Source organism: Kitasatospora sp. GP30, from assembly GCF_029892145.1.
Lineage (GTDB): Bacteria > Actinomycetota > Actinomycetes > Streptomycetales > Streptomycetaceae > Kitasatospora > Kitasatospora acidiphila.
Window position 1 is genome coordinate 52,351 of sequence record NZ_JARZAH010000040.1, and the last position, 18,974, is coordinate 71,324.

At 70.3% G+C, this 18,974-nt stretch carries 17 protein-coding genes and 1 pseudogene; 8 read left to right on the forward strand and 10 right to left on the reverse strand.

Translation table 11 applies throughout. The annotated features are described in order from the left end of the window. Positions 1-31: 31 nt before the first annotated feature. From P3T35_RS33860 to P3T35_RS33885, 6 genes are read right to left on the reverse strand one after another with little or no spacing between them, the layout of a single operon-like run. Complete coding sequence (locus P3T35_RS33860; protein ID WP_101384300.1) at positions 32-991, reverse strand: TauD/TfdA family dioxygenase; 960 nt, start codon at positions 989-991, stop codon at positions 32-34. Positions 992-1,029: 38 nt separating this feature from the next. Next, the gene (locus tag P3T35_RS33865; protein ID WP_101384299.1) at positions 1,030-2,832 is read right to left on the reverse strand and encodes a non-ribosomal peptide synthetase; all 1,803 of its coding nucleotides are present in this window, start codon (positions 2,830-2,832) and stop codon (positions 1,030-1,032) included. 27 nt (positions 2,833-2,859) lie between these two features. Beyond that, positions 2,860-3,645, reverse strand: a complete 786-nt coding sequence (locus P3T35_RS33870) for an HMG-box domain-containing protein (RefSeq protein ID WP_101384298.1) — start codon at positions 3,643-3,645, stop codon at positions 2,860-2,862. 32 nt (positions 3,646-3,677) lie between these two features. Further along, a complete protein-coding gene (locus P3T35_RS33875; protein WP_101384297.1) occupies positions 3,678-3,953 on the reverse strand; it encodes a phosphopantetheine-binding protein in 276 nt (91 codons plus the stop codon). A gap of 60 nt (positions 3,954-4,013) precedes the next feature. Next, positions 4,014-6,359, reverse strand: a complete 2,346-nt coding sequence (locus P3T35_RS33880) for a lantibiotic dehydratase (protein ID WP_101384296.1) — start codon at positions 6,357-6,359, stop codon at positions 4,014-4,016. Continuing rightward, the gene (locus P3T35_RS33885) at positions 6,356-7,618 is read right to left on the reverse strand and encodes a condensation domain-containing protein (RefSeq protein ID WP_180356802.1); all 1,263 of its coding nucleotides are present in this window, start codon (positions 7,616-7,618) and stop codon (positions 6,356-6,358) included. Before P3T35_RS33885 ends, P3T35_RS33880 begins: the two co-directional genes overlap by 4 nt. A gap of 403 nt (positions 7,619-8,021) precedes the next feature. Here P3T35_RS33885 and P3T35_RS33890 point away from each other — a divergent pair, with 403 nt between their 5' ends. From P3T35_RS33890 to P3T35_RS33910, 5 genes are all read left to right on the forward strand, one after another. Beyond that, the gene (locus tag P3T35_RS33890) at positions 8,022-8,750 is read left to right on the forward strand and encodes a carbonic anhydrase (protein ID WP_180356801.1); all 729 of its coding nucleotides are present in this window, start codon (positions 8,022-8,024) and stop codon (positions 8,748-8,750) included. 119 nt (positions 8,751-8,869) lie between these two features. After that, on the forward strand, positions 8,870-9,643 hold the full coding sequence (locus tag P3T35_RS33895) for an amino acid ABC transporter ATP-binding protein (RefSeq protein WP_280709014.1): 774 nt from the start codon (positions 8,870-8,872) through the stop codon (positions 9,641-9,643). Between the two features lie 53 nt (positions 9,644-9,696). Further along, complete coding sequence (locus P3T35_RS33900) at positions 9,697-10,644, forward strand: glutamate ABC transporter substrate-binding protein (protein WP_101384294.1); 948 nt, start codon at positions 9,697-9,699, stop codon at positions 10,642-10,644. 5 nt (positions 10,645-10,649) lie between these two features. Next, positions 10,650-11,288, forward strand: a complete 639-nt coding sequence (locus tag P3T35_RS33905; protein WP_280709017.1) for an amino acid ABC transporter permease — start codon at positions 10,650-10,652, stop codon at positions 11,286-11,288. Between the two features lie 11 nt (positions 11,289-11,299). Next, entirely contained in the window at positions 11,300-12,094 is a 795-nt protein-coding gene (locus P3T35_RS33910; RefSeq protein ID WP_280709019.1) for an amino acid ABC transporter permease, read from the forward strand. A gap of 155 nt (positions 12,095-12,249) precedes the next feature. On the opposite strand, the gene P3T35_RS33915 is transcribed toward P3T35_RS33910, so the two are convergent. Continuing rightward, positions 12,250-13,593, reverse strand: a complete 1,344-nt coding sequence (locus tag P3T35_RS33915; protein ID WP_280709027.1) for a Xaa-Pro aminopeptidase — start codon at positions 13,591-13,593, stop codon at positions 12,250-12,252. 181 nt (positions 13,594-13,774) lie between these two features. On the opposite strand from P3T35_RS33915, the gene P3T35_RS33920 reads away from it, so the two are divergent. Next, the gene (locus P3T35_RS33920) at positions 13,775-15,121 is read left to right on the forward strand and encodes an MATE family efflux transporter (protein ID WP_101384291.1); all 1,347 of its coding nucleotides are present in this window, start codon (positions 13,775-13,777) and stop codon (positions 15,119-15,121) included. A gap of 173 nt (positions 15,122-15,294) precedes the next feature. Here the strand turns inward: P3T35_RS33920 and P3T35_RS33925 are convergent, their stop codons facing one another. Further along, a complete protein-coding gene (locus P3T35_RS33925) occupies positions 15,295-16,056 on the reverse strand; it encodes a class I SAM-dependent methyltransferase (protein WP_180356800.1) in 762 nt (253 codons plus the stop codon). Positions 16,057-16,104: 48 nt separating this feature from the next. Here P3T35_RS33925 and P3T35_RS33930 point away from each other — a divergent pair, with 48 nt between their 5' ends. Together P3T35_RS33930 and P3T35_RS33935 are read left to right on the forward strand one after the other, a co-directional pair. Continuing rightward, positions 16,105-17,823: a site-specific integrase gene (locus tag P3T35_RS33930; protein WP_143677023.1), complete on the forward strand. Its 1,719-nt coding sequence runs from the start codon at positions 16,105-16,107 to the stop codon at positions 17,821-17,823. Between the two features lie 76 nt (positions 17,824-17,899). Further along, positions 17,900-18,067: a hypothetical protein gene (locus P3T35_RS33935; RefSeq protein ID WP_280709023.1), complete on the forward strand. Its 168-nt coding sequence runs from the start codon at positions 17,900-17,902 to the stop codon at positions 18,065-18,067. A 63-nt stretch (positions 18,068-18,130) separates the two neighbouring features. Here the strand turns inward: P3T35_RS33935 and P3T35_RS33940 are convergent. Both P3T35_RS33940 and P3T35_RS33945 read right to left on the reverse strand, forming a co-directional pair. Then, positions 18,131-18,787, reverse strand: a pseudogene (locus P3T35_RS33940) (phosphotransferase); the annotation flags it as partial. 41 nt (positions 18,788-18,828) lie between these two features. Continuing rightward, a partial coding sequence (locus P3T35_RS33945) for an integrase core domain-containing protein (RefSeq protein ID WP_280709029.1) occupies positions 18,829-18,974 on the reverse strand: 146 nt, incomplete at its 5' end.

The window sequence follows — 18,974 nt, forward strand, 5'->3', positions numbered from 1 at the left end:
TTCCTCCTTCTTGTCGGGGTGTCGCGACCGGTCAGCTCATCGCGACGAGGATCCGGCGGTCGCCGGTGTACGGCTCGCGGCCGTGAGCCATCAGCATGTTGTCGATCATCAGGACGTCGCCCTGCCCGTACGGCAGCGCCAGCGCGACGCGGTCGTAGACCGACGCGATCGTCATCAGGTCCTCATCGGTGATCGAACCGCCGTCCGCGAGGTAGGCGTTGCGGGGCAGGTCGGCCTCCTCGTACACCCCGAGCAGGGCCTCGCGCACCTCGGGCTCCAGGCTCGAGACGTGGAACAGGTTGGCCTGGTTGAACCAGACCTCCTCACCCGTGTGCGCGGTCCGGGCGGTGGCCGGCCGGCGGTGCCGGGTGCGCAGCCCGTCCTCGACCCACTCGAACTCGATGCCGTGGCGGGTGCAGTACTGCTCGACCGCTCCGCGGTCGGCGGTCTGGAACGCCTCCTCCCAGCTCAGGCCGAGCCCGTCGCGGTACGTGCGGGTGTAGACGACGCCGTCGGCGAAGCGCGCCCGCAGATCCGCGGGCAGCAGGGCGAGCACCGACCGGCTGTCGGCGATCGGGGTGGCGCCGCCGGTCGCGGGCGGGGTCTGGCAGGAGAAGAACAGCAGCTGCGGCCAACGGCTCGCGTAGGAGTTCTCGTTGTGCATCGGGATCGCCTGGTCGGCGGGGTACTCGGTGGAGGTGTAGATGTTGCCGCTGACCGCGCTGCGCGGGGTGGAGCGCTCGGTGTACTCGAGCAGGTCGCCGCCCACCGCGCTGACCACCTCGTGGAACGCCCCGACATCGCCCGCGGCGCCGCGCAGCAGGACGAACCCGCTGCTTCGGAGCGCGGCGCGCAGCGGCTCCCGGTGGGCGGTGACCCACTCCAGGGGATCCTCGACGGTGGCGAGATCGTAGACCAGTGCGGCGGTGTGGCCGTTGTCGTGAACGTCGGCGGGCACGCCGCCGAGCGTGCTGCCTTCAGTGCGGAGCATGGAGAGTCCTGTTCCTTGAACGGGAGACCGGGGACCGGTCAGTCGGCGAGGATGTCCCGGACGGTGCGCTTGCGCAGCACGTCCATCAGACCGACCTGCAGTCCGGCCTTGCGGGCGCGGGTGACCACGCGGGCGGCGGCGATGCTCGTGCCGCCCAGGGCGAGGAAGTCGTCGTCGATACCGACCTCCTCGGCGCCGACGGTCTCCCCGATGATCCGGCAGAGCAGTTCCTGCTCCGGGGTCATCGGCCCGACCCCGGACCGGGTGGGCTCGGCCGTCTCCGGCCCGGGTAGCGCCGCGCGGTCGAGTTTCCCGTTGGCCGTGAGCGGGAGATCGGCCATCGGTACGAAGACGGCCGGGACCATGTACTGGGGCAGCGTCTTCGCCAGGAACCGGCGCAACTCGACGGCGTCGACGTCGGCTTGGGCCGCGCCCACGACGTAGGCCGTGAGCCGGGTGTTGCCGGCGTCGTCCGGGCTCGGCACCACGGCGGCCCGGTCCACCAGCGGGGACCCCGCGAGCGCCGCCTCGATCTCGCCGAGCTCGACCCGGTAGCCGTTGACCTTCACCTGGTCGTCGGCCCGGCCCAGGTACTCGAGCTCGCCGTCCGGCCGCGTCCGGACCAGGTCGCCGGTGCGGTACGTCCTCCCCGGGCCCGGTTCGCCGAACGGATCGTCGATGAACCGCTCTGCGGTGAGCGCCGGACGGTTCAGGTATCCGCGCGCCAACTGGGCCCCGCCGATGAACAGTTCGCCGATCTCGCCATCGGGGACGGGCCGCCGGGCGTCGTCGAGGACGTACAGCCGGGTGCCCTCGATGGCGCGCCCGATCGGCACGGCTCCCGGCTCCAACCGGCGACCGGGTTCGACCACGTACACGCAGCAGCCGACGGTCGCCTCGGTGGGGCCGTACTCGTTGACGACGCTCACCCCGGGGTGTGCCGCCCGCCATGCCTCCACCGCCGCGCCGAGCAGGGCCTCGCCGCCGATCACCAGTTGCTCGCTCGGCGAACACTCACCGGGCAGCCGACGCAGCAGCGCCAGGTGCGACGGCGTGACCTTGAGGAAGCTCGGCTTGCGGAATCCCGGCGGAAGGGCACCGCCGTCGGCCAGCGAGACCAGATCGACGACCTCGACCGATCCGCCGGCGATCAGCGGGGGGAAGATGCTCGTCACGGCCAGGTCGAAGGAGACCGAGGAATGCAGCAGGGTCCGGCCGGCCGCGGCGGGGTAGTGCGTGCGCGCGTAGTCGAGGTAGGTGTTCAGGGCTCCGTGCTCGATCACGACGCCCTTGGGCATGCCTGTGGAGCCGGACGTGTAGATCACGTAGGCGGTGCTGTCGTCTTCGGGCGGCGGGGCCGCGGATGTCGAGAACGCCGAGTACACCGATCCAGCCGGGTCGCAGGCGTCCAGCAGTCCTTCGGTCTCCGGAGATTCCAGGTGCAGGACGCGGGCCCCGGTGTCGGTGCCGGCGAGCACGGTGCGAGCGGCCTCGCCCGACGCCACCACGATCGGCGCGGCGGAGTCGGCGAGGACGTGCGCGATTCGCCGGGCCGGGTCGTCGATGGCGATCGGCACGTACCCGGCGCCGGTCTTCAGCACCGCGAGCAGCGCGGCGACGATGTCGGTCGACCTGTCGAGCATCACGGCGACGAGCGCGCCGGGCCCCACGCCCTTGGCGGCGAGCACTCCGGCGAGCCGGGCCGCCCTGTCGTCGAGTTCCCGGTAGGTCAGCTCGCGGCCGTCATGGACGACGGCGACCGCGTCGGGAGTCGCGCGGACCTGCTCAGCGAACAGCTCGGGGACCGTTCGCCGCACGTCCGTCGGAAGTCGGGATGACATGGTTCGGGTTGACATGGTGATGGCCTTTCAGCTGCTGACCGTGAGCGTGGCCGTGACGGCGGCGGCGACGGCCGGGCTGCGCAGCAGATCGGCGCGGCTGCTGTCGAACGAGGTCTCACGACCCGTGAAACCGCCTTCGTGGTCAGCCGAGTTGAGGGACAACGCGTCCACCCACCGCGGCCGGCGCTCCAGTTGGCGCGCCGCCGACAGGTAGCGCGTGTAGGCGCGGAACAGACCCATGAGCTCGTCGCCGACCTCGCCTTCGATGCCCCACCGCTCGAACGCGATCCGGCTGGCGTCGACGTAGACGGCGCAGAACTCGTCGGCCAGCGCCGCGAAGTCGCCGGCGCAGTGCTCGACGATCTCCTCCGCGCGCTGCCGGAACCGCTGCCGCTCGTCCTCGTTCAGCGCGGTCATCGACCCCAACGCGCCGAACAGATCGCGGCTGAGGGTCGCCGTGTTCGGCGATCCCGGGTTGAAGAGGACGACCTCGGGCCGAACCTCCTGCCTGAGCTCGATCGCGTCGGACAGCGCCGCCGCGTACACGCCGCCCGCGCAGTAGCCGAGGACCGCCGAGACGCGCTCGCCGGAGCGCGGCAGGGTCTCCAGCCACCAGGCCAGGTACTGGTCGGCGTGCTCGAGATCCGCTGTCGGCGGGACCGCGTGCCACACGTCCAGCCGATCGGGCAGCAGTCGGGCCAGGTCCCGGAAGGTGGCCTCCTGGCGGGTGCTTCCGTCGAAGTCGACGGCCAGGACCAGGGCGCCCTGGCCGCCCCCGCCGAGTCGGTCCCACCCCTGCGATGCTGAGGTCATTCGCGTACCTGTCTCCAGTGTCCGGCGGTGCCCTAGCCCTGAGCGGTTCGAACGGCCACGGCCTCGGCCACGCCGTCGACCGTCCTGGCCCGGAAGACGTCGCGGATCGTCACCTTGACGTCGAAGACCTGGCGCAGCCGGGCGACCAGGCGCGCGCCGAGCATCGAGTTCCCACCGAGCTCGAAGAAGTCGCTCTCGCCGTTCACGGGTGCGTCGCCGCCGAGGACCTCCTGGAAGACCTCCGCGACCTGCGGTGCGAACAGCTCGGCGGTGGGCTCGTTGGACGTCAGGTCTGATGCGGTGTTCATGTGTCGTGTCCTTAGGTCAGGGGTAGCGGTGAGTCTGATGTCGCCATCGCCGGCTGGGAGTTACGCGCCGGCGCCGTCGATCGCGACGAGCCGCAGCTCGGACGCGTAGGCCGCGCCCGCGCCGTCGCGGAGCCAGTGTCCGGACAGGTCAGGCAGCATCTCGGAGAACGAGACCCGGGACGCGGGATCGTCCTCGGCCGCGCTCCGGACCGCGGCGGCGAGCAACTCCACCAACGCGATGCTGCTGAAGTCGACGTAGATCGGTTTGGCCTCCACCGCGACCCGGTAGAAGGCGCGCCGCGGCAGCCCCACCGAGTCGCGCCAGCGCACTGCGGCCCGATGCCGCTCGACGCGGTCGGAACGCCGCACCCAGGCCAGTTCGGTGACGCCGATGCTCCAGGACTCGCGGGAGATCACGAGCCGGTCGATCGTGACGCGGGGACGGTATGCGGCCGACGGCAGCGGTTTGAAGCCGTTCATGGCGGCGCCGGACAGGTACTCCCCCAGCACCTCCAGGATGTCCAGGTCCGGCGCCTCGGGGGACTTGACGATCAGACGCTCACCATCGCGGTGGACAGTCATGGACGCGCCGGGGATGACCCGGCCCGTCGTCCCGGTGTTACGGGCATGCATGGTCCACACCAGGTCCTGCGGGCCGACCAGCACCGGAGGGTACGTGCGGGAGTTGACCGCCGGGGATTCCCGTGCGGGCAGCGGGAGCACGCGCGGCGTCCGGCGGTCGGCCGCGTCCGTCGCGGCGAACCGGCCGGGGTCCGGGCACTGCGCGATCCCAGCCGGGCTGTCCTGCGTGTTGATCGCCAGATGCAGCTCTCCGAGGACGAACTCGTAGTCGCCGGCGGCGATCGCCTCCGGGTCGCGGCCGGTGATCATGATGTCCGGACACTGGTGGACCGCCGACGACCACGGCGGCTCGCAGGCCGGGAACAGCTCACGCACACGGCCGGCCAGGTCGGCGGCCGACACCTGGTGGCGGCGGACGCCGTCCGGGACCGCAAGGATCTCCGCCCAGCGCCGCTGGAGCTCCGGGACGACCGCCGCGACCGGCGGCGCGAGGTCCTGGAACGAGTAGACCAGATCAGGTGTCATCGCGTTGAGGACGGCGTTCAGCGACACCTCGCCGTCCGCGGAGACCGAGCGGAGCCTCTCGTACACCTGCATAAGGCGCCTGCCGTACGCCTCGCCCACCTGGCCGACGAACCAGCGCGCACTGTCGAGCAACAGGCCCAACGGCGCGGCGAGTTGTCCGAGCAGGTCGGTCCCCAGCGCCACTGCGGTGTCGCGGACCGTGTCCTCGTACACCACGCGCCGACCGCCGTAGGCCTGCCCCGCCCGGCGTGCCGGGTCCTGCCCGGTCACCCGCTCGAAGACCTCGTCGAGCCGTTCCATGGCCTTGAACACCGAGTCGGCGTCGCCCGCCGCCTCGGTCACGGCCTCGCGGGCGGCGAGCACCTCGTCCAGCAGGCCGAGCGCCTCCTCGCGGGCCGCCGTGTCGGCCACCGCCAGGAGCTCGCCGCGCAGCTCCTGCTCGCGGAACTCGCCTACGGAAAGCGGAAGTTCGCATACCAGCAGGTCTTCTGCGCTGAGCCGGTCGACGACAGCCAACACGCTCTCGCCGGTCCGCTCGGCGTAGCCCGGGACCGACCGCTCGATCTCAAGGATCGTCGTGGCCCCATCACACAGGTCGAAGACCTCGGCCTCCGCGGCGGTGAGCTTGCGCACCGGGCCGCGCGGCCTGCGGACACTGCCGTCGCCCAGCAGGGCGTCGGCCTCCGAGCGACGCGGCTTGAGGGACACCCGCACCCGCGGATCGGCGGCGAGCGCCCGGGCCACCGCTTCGACGGCCCAGTGCTCGAAGTACGCCTGGCGTCGGCGCAGCAGCCGGTCACCGGGCCGGACCGTCATCCCGGTCGTGTCCTCGCACCATCGACCCCAGCAGTGCGGTCCGAAGAAGCCGATGGTCTCGTTCTTCAAGCCGTAGCGCTGGAGGTATGTGGCGACCTTGAGCTCCCGTCGGCGCTGCCGTGCCGGCTGGGCCTTGGATCGGGTGGCGACCTTGTCCACGCAGTCGCGGAGCATGGCGGGGTTCTGCCACGCGACCGCTTCGCGGAGCATCGGGTCCGCCGCAGCCGTCCGGAGCGCCGTCTCCATCCGTGCGATGGCGCGGTCGTACTCCCGGGCCAGCGCGTCCGACACCGGAGCTTCGGAGTCCTCGGCGGCCGCGGCCGCCAGCAGCTCGTCGTCGGCCAGCGGCTCGACGATGGCCGACGGGAACCCGGCAGAGCGCAGCTCCACGTGTCGCCACACCTGCCACCCGGTGTCGCCGAGGGGTATCAGATCCTCGTTCTGGTTCCCGCTCGTCCCGGTTGTTCCACTCATCCCGTTCATGAGGCCTCCTCAATCCGCACCGCGGTTCCGGCGCACTGTGCGAGTGACTCGGCCAGGCGCTCCGTGTACCGCTCGCCGGACCGCGCCGACAGGTGCCCGCTCCACTGCACCTCGCAGCCGAGGCCGCCACCGTCCTCGAAGAAGCGCACCGACAGCGGGGTCTTGGCGGCGTAGTTGGGAACGTCGAGCTCTGCCGTGCACGTCACACCCGCGAAGGCGCGCTCGACGGACTGCTGCTGGCTGCGGTAGGAGATCATCACCTGGTTCAGTGCCTCCACCGCACCCCCGCCGCGGCGCACGTGCGCGGCGAGGTCGGCGAAGGAGTAGTGGCGCCGCCGCAGATCGTCGGACCATCTCGCGTGCTCCCGCCGAGCCAGGTCGACGACTGTCTCACCGGCCTCCCGACGCGCGGGCAGCGGCACCTCGTTGATGAAACACCCCACCACCGCGGCCTCGCCGGCGAGCCGCTGGGACGCGGCCGCGCCGAGCGCGGTCACGCCGCTGTGCGGCACCGGCAAGGCGTGGTGCACCGCCGCCGAGACCAATTTGAATACGCTGATGCCGACGGAGCCGGCGCACGCGCTGATGCCTGCCGCGGCGGCCGGATCCGCGGTGATGATCCGCCGCAGCACCGTGTCGGGGGCGCCCTCGCGCGGGAACGGGGCGACCATCGCCGCTGGCGGGATCCGGTCGTACCAGTAGTCGCGGTCCTCGGTGAGGGCGGACTCCTCGGCCGCGCGAACCCGGCGGACCAGGCGGACGTACTCGTCAGGCGAGGCCGGCGTCACGGCGCCGGCGATGGCCGTGCTCAGCTGCTCGGCGAGGAGGCGGTGGCTGATCCAGTCGTAGCTGAGATGGTGGACGATCAGGACCACCGTCGTGTGCCCGGGAGCCACCGGCAGCACGAGGAACCGCACCAGCGGGCCGTCGTCCACCTCGAACGGCCGCATGGTCCGCGCCGCGATGAAGGTCTCGGCGTCGTCCACCGGCTCGGCGAGCATCTCGATCTCGGGCTCGTCATCCGAGAAGCCGTAGACGATCTCCCCGGTCCAGGCGTCGATGCCCATCCGCACCCGAAGGGCCGGCGTTGCGGCCACCAGCCGCCGACAGGCGGCGGCCAGGTCCGCCGCCGCGATCCGGCCCCGGACCTCCACGCGTACCGCGAGGTTGAAGGCCCCTGTCGCTTCGGCCTTCTCATCCGCGAAGTAGAGCGCGGCTTGGGCCAGCGTCGCCCGCTCGCTCCCCTGAATCAGAGCCACGTCGGCTCCCTGCTCGTCGACCTCATGCCGACCATTCCAGAGGATGGGGATCCACAGGAGATATGCGATCGGTCCGTGGGAGATCGACGATCCGAGGGCTCGGGCCGTTGCCGGCCCTGGAATCGGCTCCGCGCTCGCGGACGGGCGTGGAGCGATCGTGGATCGCGGACGGGCGTGGAGCGATCGTGGATCGCGGACGGGCGTGGAGCGATCGTGGATCGCGGACGGGCGTGGCACGCTGCACCTTGAGTGCGATCCTGCGACGTATACGCGCGTGCGTCGGGCGCGTCGGGCGTGGCAGGCCGTGCTTCGCGGCGATGATCTGCGCATGAGTGCGGTGAAGCCCACGTCATCGGAGCAGCCAGTGACTGATCGGATCGTGTCCCAATCGACCCCCGCGCCCGTGCCGACCCGACGCCGGTTCCTGATCGGCGGCGCCGCCGCGCTGGCTGCCACCCCCGCGCTCGGCGGCCCGGTGCAAGCCGCCACCGGCCGCCCGACCTGGGAGGTCCGCCAGGCGCACGGGTCACCTGACGAGGAGTCGACCGACCCGGAGCTGGTGCTGCGCCGGCTGATCGAGGGCAACGACCGTTGGGTGTCGGGTCAGCTGACCCATCCTCACCAGACCGTGGCCCGCCGGATGGCGGTGGCGGCAGGGCAGCACCCGCTCGCCACGGTCTTCTCCTGCATCGACTCACGGGTGCCACCGGAGATCGTGTTCGATCTCGGGGTCGGCGACCTGTTCGTGGTCCGGACCGCGGCGCAGACGAACGACGGCCTGATCCAGGGCGCGGTGGAGTACGGAGCCGAGGAAGCCGTCACACCGCTGGTCGTGGTGATGGGCCATCAGCGCTGCGGCGCGGTCACGTTCGCGGTGGACGCGCTCAACAACGGCACCGAGGTGCCGGCGAAGTTCAAGGATGTGGTGGAGGCGCTCCGACCTGCCTACGAGGCGGCGCTGCCGCTTCCCGGCGACCAGGTCGAGAACACGATCCGCGCCCAGATCCGGCTCACCGTGGCACAGTTGCGCGTCGATCCGGTGCTCGCCCCGCTGATCAGCGAGCACCGGATGCGGGTGGTCGGCGCCTACTACTCGCTGGACACCGGCTGCGTCGAGTTCGCCCTGCCGTGACGGCGCTCTGGCCGCAAACATAACGGTCTTTCATCTTCGCCTTGGTGAAGGCCAGTTGTGGGTAGATACCCGGTCCGGCCCACGGATCGCGGGCCGTCGGGATCGAGACGGTGCGCGAGGTGTCCGTGGCGAGTGGTCCTGGCAGTGCTGCCCGTGCGGACGCGCTGCTGCAGCTCAGGGGAGTCAACAAGCACTACGGACAGTCGCATGTGCTGCGGGATGTCGACCTCGATGTGCACGCGGGAGAGGTCGTGGTCCTGCTGGGCGCCTCCGGCTCCGGCAAGTCGACGCTCTGCCGGTGCGTGAACCGGCTGGAGACCATCGACTCCGGCGAGATCGTCCTGGACGGCACGCCGATTCCGGCCGAGGGCCGCGAACTGGCCCGGCTGCGTGCCCAGGTCGGGATGGTGTTCCAGTCCTTCAACCTGTTCGGCCACCGGACGGTACTGGAGAACGTCACGCTCGCGCCGGTCCGGGTGCGCGGGCTGCCCCGGGGCCGGGCCGAGGAGCGTGCCCGGGAGCTGCTCGACCGGGTCGGGCTCGCCGACAAAGCCGATGCCCATCCCGCCCAGCTCTCCGGCGGGCAGCAGCAACGCGTCGCGATCGCACGCACGTTGGCGATGGACCCGCGACTGATCCTGTTTGACGAGCCGACCTCCGCGCTGGACCCCGAGATGATCGGCGAGGTGCTGGAGGTGATGACCGAACTCGCTGCCGAGGGCATGACCATGCTCGTGGTGACGCACGAGATGGGCTTCGCCCGCCGCGCCGCCGACCGGGTGGCCTTCCTGGACCAGGGCCGGATCCTGGAGACCGCGCCGCCCGATGTCTTCTTCGAGAACCCGAGCACCGACCGCGCCCGCGACTTCCTCGGCAAGATCCTGCGGCACTGACGGCCGACCGCCCGCGGCACCACCGCGCTCCCTCGCCTGCTAGGAGACCCCGCATGACCACTCGTTCCTCCCTGACCCTCCCGGCGCTGCTGCTCACCCTGACGGTCGCGTCCGGCCTGACCGCGTGCAGTTCGTCGAGCAAGCTGCCGACCCCACCCGGCTCGTCCGGCTCGGCGCTCGGGGCGGACAGCTACCAACAGGTCATCGACGACGCGCCGGTGGCCGCCGCCTCGGACGTCCCGGCCGGCAGTCTGATGGCGAAGATCAAGGCCCGCGGCACCCTGAACGTCGGTGGCACCGACGCCGCCGCGCTGTTCGCCCTCAAGGACCCGGTCAGCGGCAAGGTGACCGGTTTCGACGCCGGCCTGGCCGACATGCTGGCCAAGTACATCATCGGCAAGCCGAGCACCAACCGGGTGCAGATCGACGTCACCACCCGCGAAGTCCTGCTGCAGAACGGCACGGTGGACTCGGTGATCGCCACCTACACCATCACCCCCGCCCGCGCGCAGAAGGTCGGCTTCGCCGGACCGTACTACTCCTCCGGCGACGCCATCCTGGTCAAGTCGTCCGACACCGCCATCACCAAGGCGTCCGACCTCAACGGCAAGTCGGTCTGCACCGAGACGAGTTCGACCGCCGCCAACGACATCAAGCAGTTCGCCCCGAGCGCCAAGGTGGTGCTGTTCCAGACCAACGCCGAGTGCCAGCAGGCCGTTGAGCAGGGCCGGACCGACGCGTACGTGCTGGACCAGGCGCTGCTGCTCGGCGACGCGGCCCGGGACAAGAACGTCAAGGTGGTCGGCCAGCCGTTCACCGACGAACCGTACGGCATCGGAGTGCCGTTGAGCTCTCCGGAGATGAAGACCTTCGTCAACAACTGGCTGAAGCTGATCGAGTCGGACGGCGAGTGGGCCAAGCTGTGGAAGGCGACGATAGGCACCGAACTGTCCGGTGACGCCCCGACGCCGCCCGTCGTCGGCTCGGCCGCCGGGAGCTGAGTCCGGTGCTGACGGCGGTCCTGAGCCAGCTAGGCGACGGCCTGCTGGTCACCGTGGAGATGACGGCGCTGGCCTTCGCGGGGGCGTTGGTGCTGGGGGTGCTGCTGGCGATCTGCCGGATCAGCCCGGTGCCCCCGCTGCGGCTGGCCGGCGCGGCGTACGTCACGGCGTTCCGCAACATACCGCTGCTGGTGCTGCTGGTGCTGTTCGTCTTCGGGATGCCCGAAGTCGGGCTGCTCTACCCGCTGTTCGCGACGGTGGCGCTCACCATGGCGCTGTACTGGGCCGCGTTCGTCTGCGAGGTGGTGCGCTCGGGCGTACGGACCGTGCCGCGCGGGCAGATCGAGGCGGCCCGGGCACTCGGCCTGACCTTCACCCAGTGCCTGCGGTTCGTGGTGATACCGCAGGCGCTGCGCTCGATGGTGCAGCCGCTGGGCAGCGTCTTCATCGGCCTGGCGCTCGGCACCTCGCTGGCCGCCGCCGTCGGCGTGCCCGAACTGACCGGCCAGGCCCAGCTGGTGACGCTCACGTACGACAACCCGCTGACCAGTTTCGCGCTGACCACGGCGGTCTACGTGGCGATCACCCTGACCTCCGGGCTGATCGCGGGCCGGATCGAACGGAAGGTGGCCATCAAACGGTGAAGGGGCAAACGGTGAACGACGACCAGCTGTTCGACGTCCCGGGCCCGCGGGGCCGGCGCCGGATCCGGATCGTCACCGCTGTCTCGGTCCTGGTGCTGGCGGCGCTGGTGGCCCTGGCGCTGCGCCAGTTCGCCGCGCACGGGCAGCTGGCGGCCTCGCAGTGGCAGATGTTCGGCAACTGGGCGATCATCCGGTTTCTGCTCGACGGTGTCGGCCAGACCCTGCTGGTCACGGTCGTCGCCGCCGGACTGGCGCTGCCGCTGGGGGCGTTGATCGCGCTGGTCCGGCTCAGCCGCAGCCGGGTGGCCCGCGCGCTGGCCCGCGGCTATGTGGAGTTGTTCCGGGCCGTGCCGCTGCTGTTGCTGCTGTACATCTTCCTGTTCGGCCTGCCCCGGGCCGGGTTGACCTTTCCGGTGTTCTGGCAGCTGGTCATCCCGATCGTGCTCGGCAACGCCGCCGTGCTGTCCGAGATCTTCCGGGCCGGCGTGCTGGCCCTGGACCGCGGCCAGTCGGAGGCCGCGTACAGCCTCGGCATGACGTACTGGCAGGCGATGGCCTGGGTGGTGATCCCGCAGGCGGTCCGCCGACTGGTCCCGACCCTGGTCAGCCAGTTGGTCCGGCTGCTGAAGGACTCCACCCTCGGCTATGTGGTCAGTTACCTCGAACTACTGCACAAGGCGCAGGTGTTGGGCGAGTACTACCACAGCGTGCTGCCCACCTACCTGGTCGCGGCGGCCTGCTTCGTCCTGATCAACACCGCCCTGTCCGCCCTGGCCACCTGGCTGGAGCGCCGCCGCCGCACCTGACCGGTTCCACCAGCAGCGGCGTAGGCGACGTGTGCGTCGCCTACGCCGCGCTGAGTTCCGCTGTGGCAGGCGGCTGGGATGCAGAGAGCTGCGACAGGGCGGTGCGGTGGCGGTGGTCGGGTCTCAGAGCTGGTCCACGAGTGAGCGGTATGCGCTCATCGCAGGGACGCCATCCATGCCTCGACCTCGTCCGCGCCGCGCGGCAGGCCCGAGGACAGGCAGACCGGGCCGTCGGCCGTGATGAGGAAGTCGTCCTCGATCCGGATGCCGATGCCGCGCAGTTCCTCGGGGATGGTCAGGTCATCGGGCTGGAAGTACAGTCCCGGCTCGACGGTGAGGACGTGGCCCGCCTGGAGCACGCCGTCCGCATAGGTCTCGCTGCGGGCGCCGGCGCAGTCGTGGCAGTCGAGGCCGAGCATGTGGCCCGAGCCGCAGACGGTGTACCGGCCGTACAGCGCGGGGTCGGGGTCGATGGCAGTGCCGCCGGGCCGCAGGCCCCAGCCGTCGAGGCCCTCGGCGATGACCCGCATCGCGGCGTTGTGGAAGTCGCTGTACCGCGCCCCGGGCCGCAGCGCTGCGATGCCCGCCGACTGGGCGGCGAAGACCAGGTCATAGACCCGGCGCTGAACATCTGTGAAGTGTCCGCTGACCGGCAGCGCCCGGGTGACGTCGCCGGTGTAGAAGGAGTCGGCTTCGACACCGGCATCCAGCAACAGCAGGTCCCCGTCCCGCACCGGGCCGTCGTTGCGCATCCAGTGCAGGACGCACGTGTGCGCGCCGGCAGCCGCGATGGTGTCGAATCCCAGGCCGTAACCGTCAAGCCGGGCACGCCGGTTGAAGGTGCCCTCGATCCAGCGCTCGCCCCGCGCCAGGCCGGTGGCGTGGCGCAGCTCGCCGACGACGTCGTGGAACCCGGCGACCGTGGACCCCACGGCCGCGCGCAGCTGCTCGATCTCCCACTCGTCCTTGACCAGCCGCAACTCCGAAAGAAAAGTGCCCAGTTCGGCTTCGTCCCGGGAGGACGGCGGCACCAGTGCGTCGACCAGCGCGTCCTCGCCGCGCAGCACTCGAGTGGGGACGTTCCCGCCGAGGGCTCGTTGCAGGTCGTCGCGTGCAGCGGCCTCGATCCCGAAGGCGTCGGCGGTCTCCGAGAGCGTCCGGCGCCTCCCGACCCAGAACTCGCCGTGCTGGCGGCTGCGGTAGAACTCCGTGCCGTTCGGCCCGCCGTCCCGCGGTGACCGGGGCCGGGTGTATAGGGTGACCGAGTGCCCGGTCCCGGTGGGCTCGAAGACCAGGACACTGTCGGGGACCGCGTTCGCCCCCTGCTCAGCGGTGAGGTGGATGAACGCGGAGTGCGGCCTGAACGCGTAGTCGAAGTCATTGCTCCGGACCTTGAGCCCACCCGACGGGATGACGATCCGCTCACCGGGGAACCGTTCGGACACCGCCGCGCGCCGCTTGGCCGCGTACGCCGCCCCGGAAACGGGCGACAGCTTCAGGCTCGTATCCGCCCAGCCCTGCCGGAAGGACTCGCCCAACGCGGCTGGCACCGCGCGGTCGTGACTCTCGACACCGCGCGACCCGTCCTGCTGTTCCACAGAGTGCCTCCGATCGTCGTTGATCCACACACGGAAAAAACAATACCATTTCACATGTGACGCATCTACGGTGGGGAATCTCATGACAGCTGCGAGCAGGCTGCACTCGAATGCCTTCGCCAGGATCGCGCTGACCGCCCTGCCGCTCTACCTCACCATGGTCGCGGCCTCGGCCGGCGCGTTGGTGGACAGCGCAATGCTCGGGCGGCGCGCGACCTCCTCGCTGGCCGCATTCGCCGTGACCATCGCGGTGTACAGCCCCGCCACCGCCACCGCCACCGGGGTGCTCCGCGGCGTGATGCCCTTTATCGCCCAGTCCGAGGACGATCCGGACCGGATGGTGCCGCTGGTGCGCAACGGCATGTGGCTCGGCTTCACGGTCGGTGTGCTCGGCGCGCTCGCCGTGGGTGGCATCTCGGTGATCGGACAGGCCGCGGGGATCCCCGAGCAGACGCTGAATCACCTCGGCGCCTTTCCACTGCTGCTGGGCATCAGCGTGATCTCGACCTCGATCGGCGCCTCCGCAACCTCGGTGCTGGTCTCCCTGGACCACGGCAAGCTGGTGATGCGCGCGGGCCTGGTCGGCACCGCCATCGCGGTGGTGCTCTCCGTCACCCTGATCGGCGGCATCGGTCCGGTACCCTCGCTGGGCCTGGACGGCGCCGGGATCGCCATGCTGACGTCCAGTCTGGTCACCACCACCCGGATGCAGCTGGCACTGCGCCGGGTCCCGGTGCTGGCCGGCGCCCCACTCAGCCCGGGCCGCCCCGACTTCGCGGCGATGCTGCGGCTCGCCCGGGTCGGCATCCCGCTCGCGGGCACCGTCCTGATCAAGTTCGTGGTGCTCGGCGTGCTGACCTTCGCCGCCGCCCGGCTGGGCACCCAGCAGGCCGCGGTGCACGGTGTCTCCGAGACCCTGGTCAACCTGATCTACACGCTGGCGGTGGCGATCGGTCAGGCGACCGTGCCGATCGTGGCCGGAGCGGTCCGCGACGGCGACATCCCGCAGACCCGGCGCAGCGTGGCCGCGGGCGCGGGCGTCGTGGTCTGCGGCATCGGTGCACTGGGCGTGCTGCTGCTGGTCTTCGGCCACTCGATCATCCCGCTGCTGAGCGGCGACACCTCGCTGCGGCAGTCGCTACAGGACCAACTCCCCCTGATCTGCGCCGTCGTGATCACCGACGGACTTCAGGCGATCGCCGGCTTCGGCATGCTCGGGCTCAAGCGCACCCTGCCGAGCCTGGTGTCGACAGCGGTCATCTTCGGAGTCCTCTGCCTCAGCGCCGTGCCGGCCGCAGACACCGGCGGCCTCGCCGCCCTGTGGACGGCGCTGATCTGCGCGAACCTCCTGCAGGCGGGAACCAAGGCACTCCTGTTCCACCGGATCAGCGGCCGCCTCACGCCGCTGGAACCGAGCCCGGCCCTGTGACTGACCATCAACTGAGCACCTCGACCGGAGGTGGCTCGACATGAGTTTTGTTTCCCATGGTCGTAGGAGCAATGAACACGCCCGCATCCGCAGCGAGAAAGGCATTCGCTGGGGCGGCCGACCACTCGCGTCGGCGGCATGACCGCACCGGCCCGCACCGTAGCCGCACAATGTCAGGGGCGGAGCGCCACCAGGAGATCAACCACGTAGCTCTCCTCCACCTCCTCGCGGGGAAAGAGCCTGCCCAGCCGCTCACGCTCATCGACGAAGAACGCATGACGGGCGGCCTCTTCAAGGACGAGGAATGCCGACCGGCTGCCAATGTTGGCGAGATGCATGTCCAGCGAGACGGCACGGCTCCAGCGCACCTGCCGGCGCACAACCCGCAGCCCCGTCAGCCCCGCCAGCCGGACGGCATCGCTGTCCGAAGGGCGCACCGCAGACCTCGGCTTCACCCCGCAGTGGCGCGCGATGCGCCCGTGCTGCTCGCGGATCCACGGCACGTCGAAGGCCGTGGTGTTCCACCAGATCGCCAGCGCACCGCCCGCTCCCAGGACACGCAACGCCTCCGGGACGGACCGGCCGGGATCGGTCCACTGCCAGGACTGCGCATACGTGATGAGGTCACAGGAAGCTGACGCCAACGGCAGAGCATTACCGTCACCCCTCACGATCGGCACGCCCGGGAGTGCCCGGCGGAACTCACCAGCCATGGCCTCCCCTGGCTCCACAGCGATCACATCCGCTCCCCGCTCCCGCAGCAGCACGCTGGCGATTCCGGTACCCGCGCCGACATCGGCAACCCGGGCACCCGCCAAACCACGGCCTGCGAACTCCTCGATGGAGTCAAAGAGCTCGGCTGGATAGGAAGGCCGACTCGCCGCGTACTGAGCTGCGGCTACATCGAACGACTGGGCGCGAGAGCTAGCGGTCATACCCTCATCATCGCCCCCCGCACCAACCATTCGACCACCGCCGACCCGGTGATCGTTTCCGATCGCAGCACCAGCAACCCGTCGAGCGGGCCACCGACGCCCCGCCCAGGCAGCCGGACGTCTCGGTGTCGGCAACGGGTCGCCACCCTGCTGGCCTGCGAGGGCGGACGGATCGGCGACATCACCGTCGGCGACTGCGTGGAGCTCGTCGATACCCAGCGCCGTGTGCACGCCCGCGGCGGACAGAAGAAGGTCGACTTCTACCTGCGGCTGCGGGCCATGGGCATCTTCCCCGAGGACGCCCCGGCCACGATTCGTGCCTTCGGGCTCGCCCTCGGCCAGTTGAGCATCGAAGAGCTGGTGGACCGCTACCAGATCCGATGCCAACCGGTACGCGACGTGATCGTGGACTATCTGCGCGAGCGCCAACCATCACTGGACTTCGCCAGCCTGGACGCGATCTCGCGCACACTCGCGGGCCTGTTCTGGGCCCGGATCGAAGCCCTGGCGCCGGGAATCGGCTCACTGCGGCTGCCCCCGGCCGTGGCTCGCGCCTGGAAGGACGACCTGAAGGTCAAGAAGCGCAACGTCGTCGGCCCCGACGGCAAGAGCGTCGAGGTCACCAGCCCGCGACTCAACGCCAAGGACGAACTCATGCGCGTCCGAGCGTTCTACCTCGACATCGCGCAATGGGCGGCCGAGGAACCGGCCCGCTGGGGGCCATGGGCCGTGCCCTGTCCGATCAGCGACGACGAGATCCGCAAGGCAAAGGAACGCAAGAGACGCAAAGCCCGGATGGATCAGCGCACCCGCGAGCGGCTGCCCGTCCTTCCAATCTTGGTCAGCACCACCGACCGGCGGCGCCGCGAAGCCGCCGGCCTGCTCCAGGCGGCGGGAGACACCGAGCCCGGAGAACTGATCCCCGGCACCGGCGGGGCCCTGCGCAGAGCCATCGCTCCGAAAGCCGCAGGCCACCTCACGTGGGCCGAAGAGACCTCCAGCGGGCGCCGACGGAACCTGTCCTATGAAGAAGAGGAAGCCTTCTGGGCGTTCGCCGCGATCGAGGTCCTGCGTCTGACCGGCGTTCGCAACGAGGAACTCCTGGAACTCACGCACCACAGCATCACCCAGTACCGGCTCCCGGCCACCGGCGAGGTCGTCCCGCTGCTGCAGATCGCTCCGTCCAAGACCGACACCGAGCGACTCCTGCTGGTCAGCCCGGAACTCGCCGACGTCCTCAGCGCCATCATCAGTCGACTGCGCGGCCCCGGCGGGATGGTTCCGCTGGTGGCCGCCTATGACGTCCGCGAGAAGGTCTGGAACCCGCCGATGCCGCTGCTGTTCCAGCGCGGCATCGGCTCCGAGCACCGCGCTTTCACGCCGACCGCGATCCGCAAACTGCTGATCAATGCGCTGGCCGCGACCGGGCTGACCAACGCCGAAGGTGAAGCACTGTCCTTCTCTCCCCACGACTTCCGAAGGATCTTCGTCACCGACGCCATCATGAACGGACTGCCCCCCGCACATTGCCCAGGTCATCTGCGGTCACAAGAGCATCGACACCACGATCGGATACAAGGCGGTCTACCCTGCCGGGACGATCGAGGCCCACCGGGCGTTCATCGCCCGCCGACGGGCCTCCCGTCCCGGCGAGGAGTACCGGATCCCGACAGAGGAGGAGTGGGACGCCTTCCTCGCCCACTTCGAGAAGCGGAAGGTGTCCATCGGCACCTGCGCACGCGCCTTCGGACCCCCCTGCATCCATGAGCACGCTTGTGTCAGATGCTCGCTCCTCCGGCCTGACCCGGCCCAACGGGCACGGCTTGCAGAGATCCGCGACAATTTGATCGCCCGAATCGCCGAAGCCGAGACGGAAGGCTGGCTCGGCGAGGTCGAGGGTCTCCAGGTCAGCCTGGCCGGGGCCGAGGAGAAGCTGAGCCAGCTCGATCGGGGCCACGGGCAGCATACGGCCATGGCCCTTGGCATCCCCACCACGCGTGGTGATCGATGAATCCACGAAGGTGGGCTGCCGCATGGCCTCAACCAAGATCGAGAACCGATTCAAAAGCGTGCGTCAAACGTCCTTCAGAACACGATCAAGTGCCGCCCGGCCTGCAGGTCCCCAGTGCGGCTTGCCGCCGGGAAAGCCCCGATCTCCGTTCTGCCCCATGAGCATCAGAAACAGGCTCTTCATAGCAGCCAACCCGCGGGCGCGCCGGATCGCCGCCTCGTCTGCATGCGCGTACATGTCGAAGAACCGTGAGGCCGTGCCCGCGGGCAGCAGCACCCATGCGGCGGCGAGGTCCCACGCCGGATCGCCGGCGAACATGGCACCGAAGTCGACGATGCCCGAGAGCGTTCCGTCCGAGACGACGACGTTCGCGGGATGGAGGTCGCCGTGCACCCACACCGGCGGGCCCTCCCACGCGTCGGCCGCAACGGCGTCGTCCCAGACGGCCCGGACGTCGGCAGCAATGTCGTCGGGGACAACGGCCTGGAAGAAGTGGTCGAAGCCCTCCGTGCAGTCCCTGGGATGGGCACCGTAGTCCGTAGAGATCGGCGCCTCGGCGGGCGCCTCCACGTGGAGCGCCCGGAGGAAGCCCGCCAGCGTGTCGGCCGCGTGGTCGCCGCGGCTGATCGAGGCGTGGTCCAGCGGCTCGCCGGGAACCCACGTCATCACGGTCCAGTGCTTGGGGAAGCGCTCTGACGGTTCACCGAACCGCACCGGGGTCTGAGCTTGCTCCGCTTTGACGGACACCGTTGGTGCGGTGGTCAGGCCGCCAGCACGGTCTCGTACTCGGCAGGACTGCGGTAACCGAGGCTGCTGTGCAGCCTGCGTATGTTGTACCAGGCTTCGATCCACTCGAAGATCGCGGTCCGTGCTGTGGCTCGGCTGGGCCAGGGGCGGTCACCGAGCA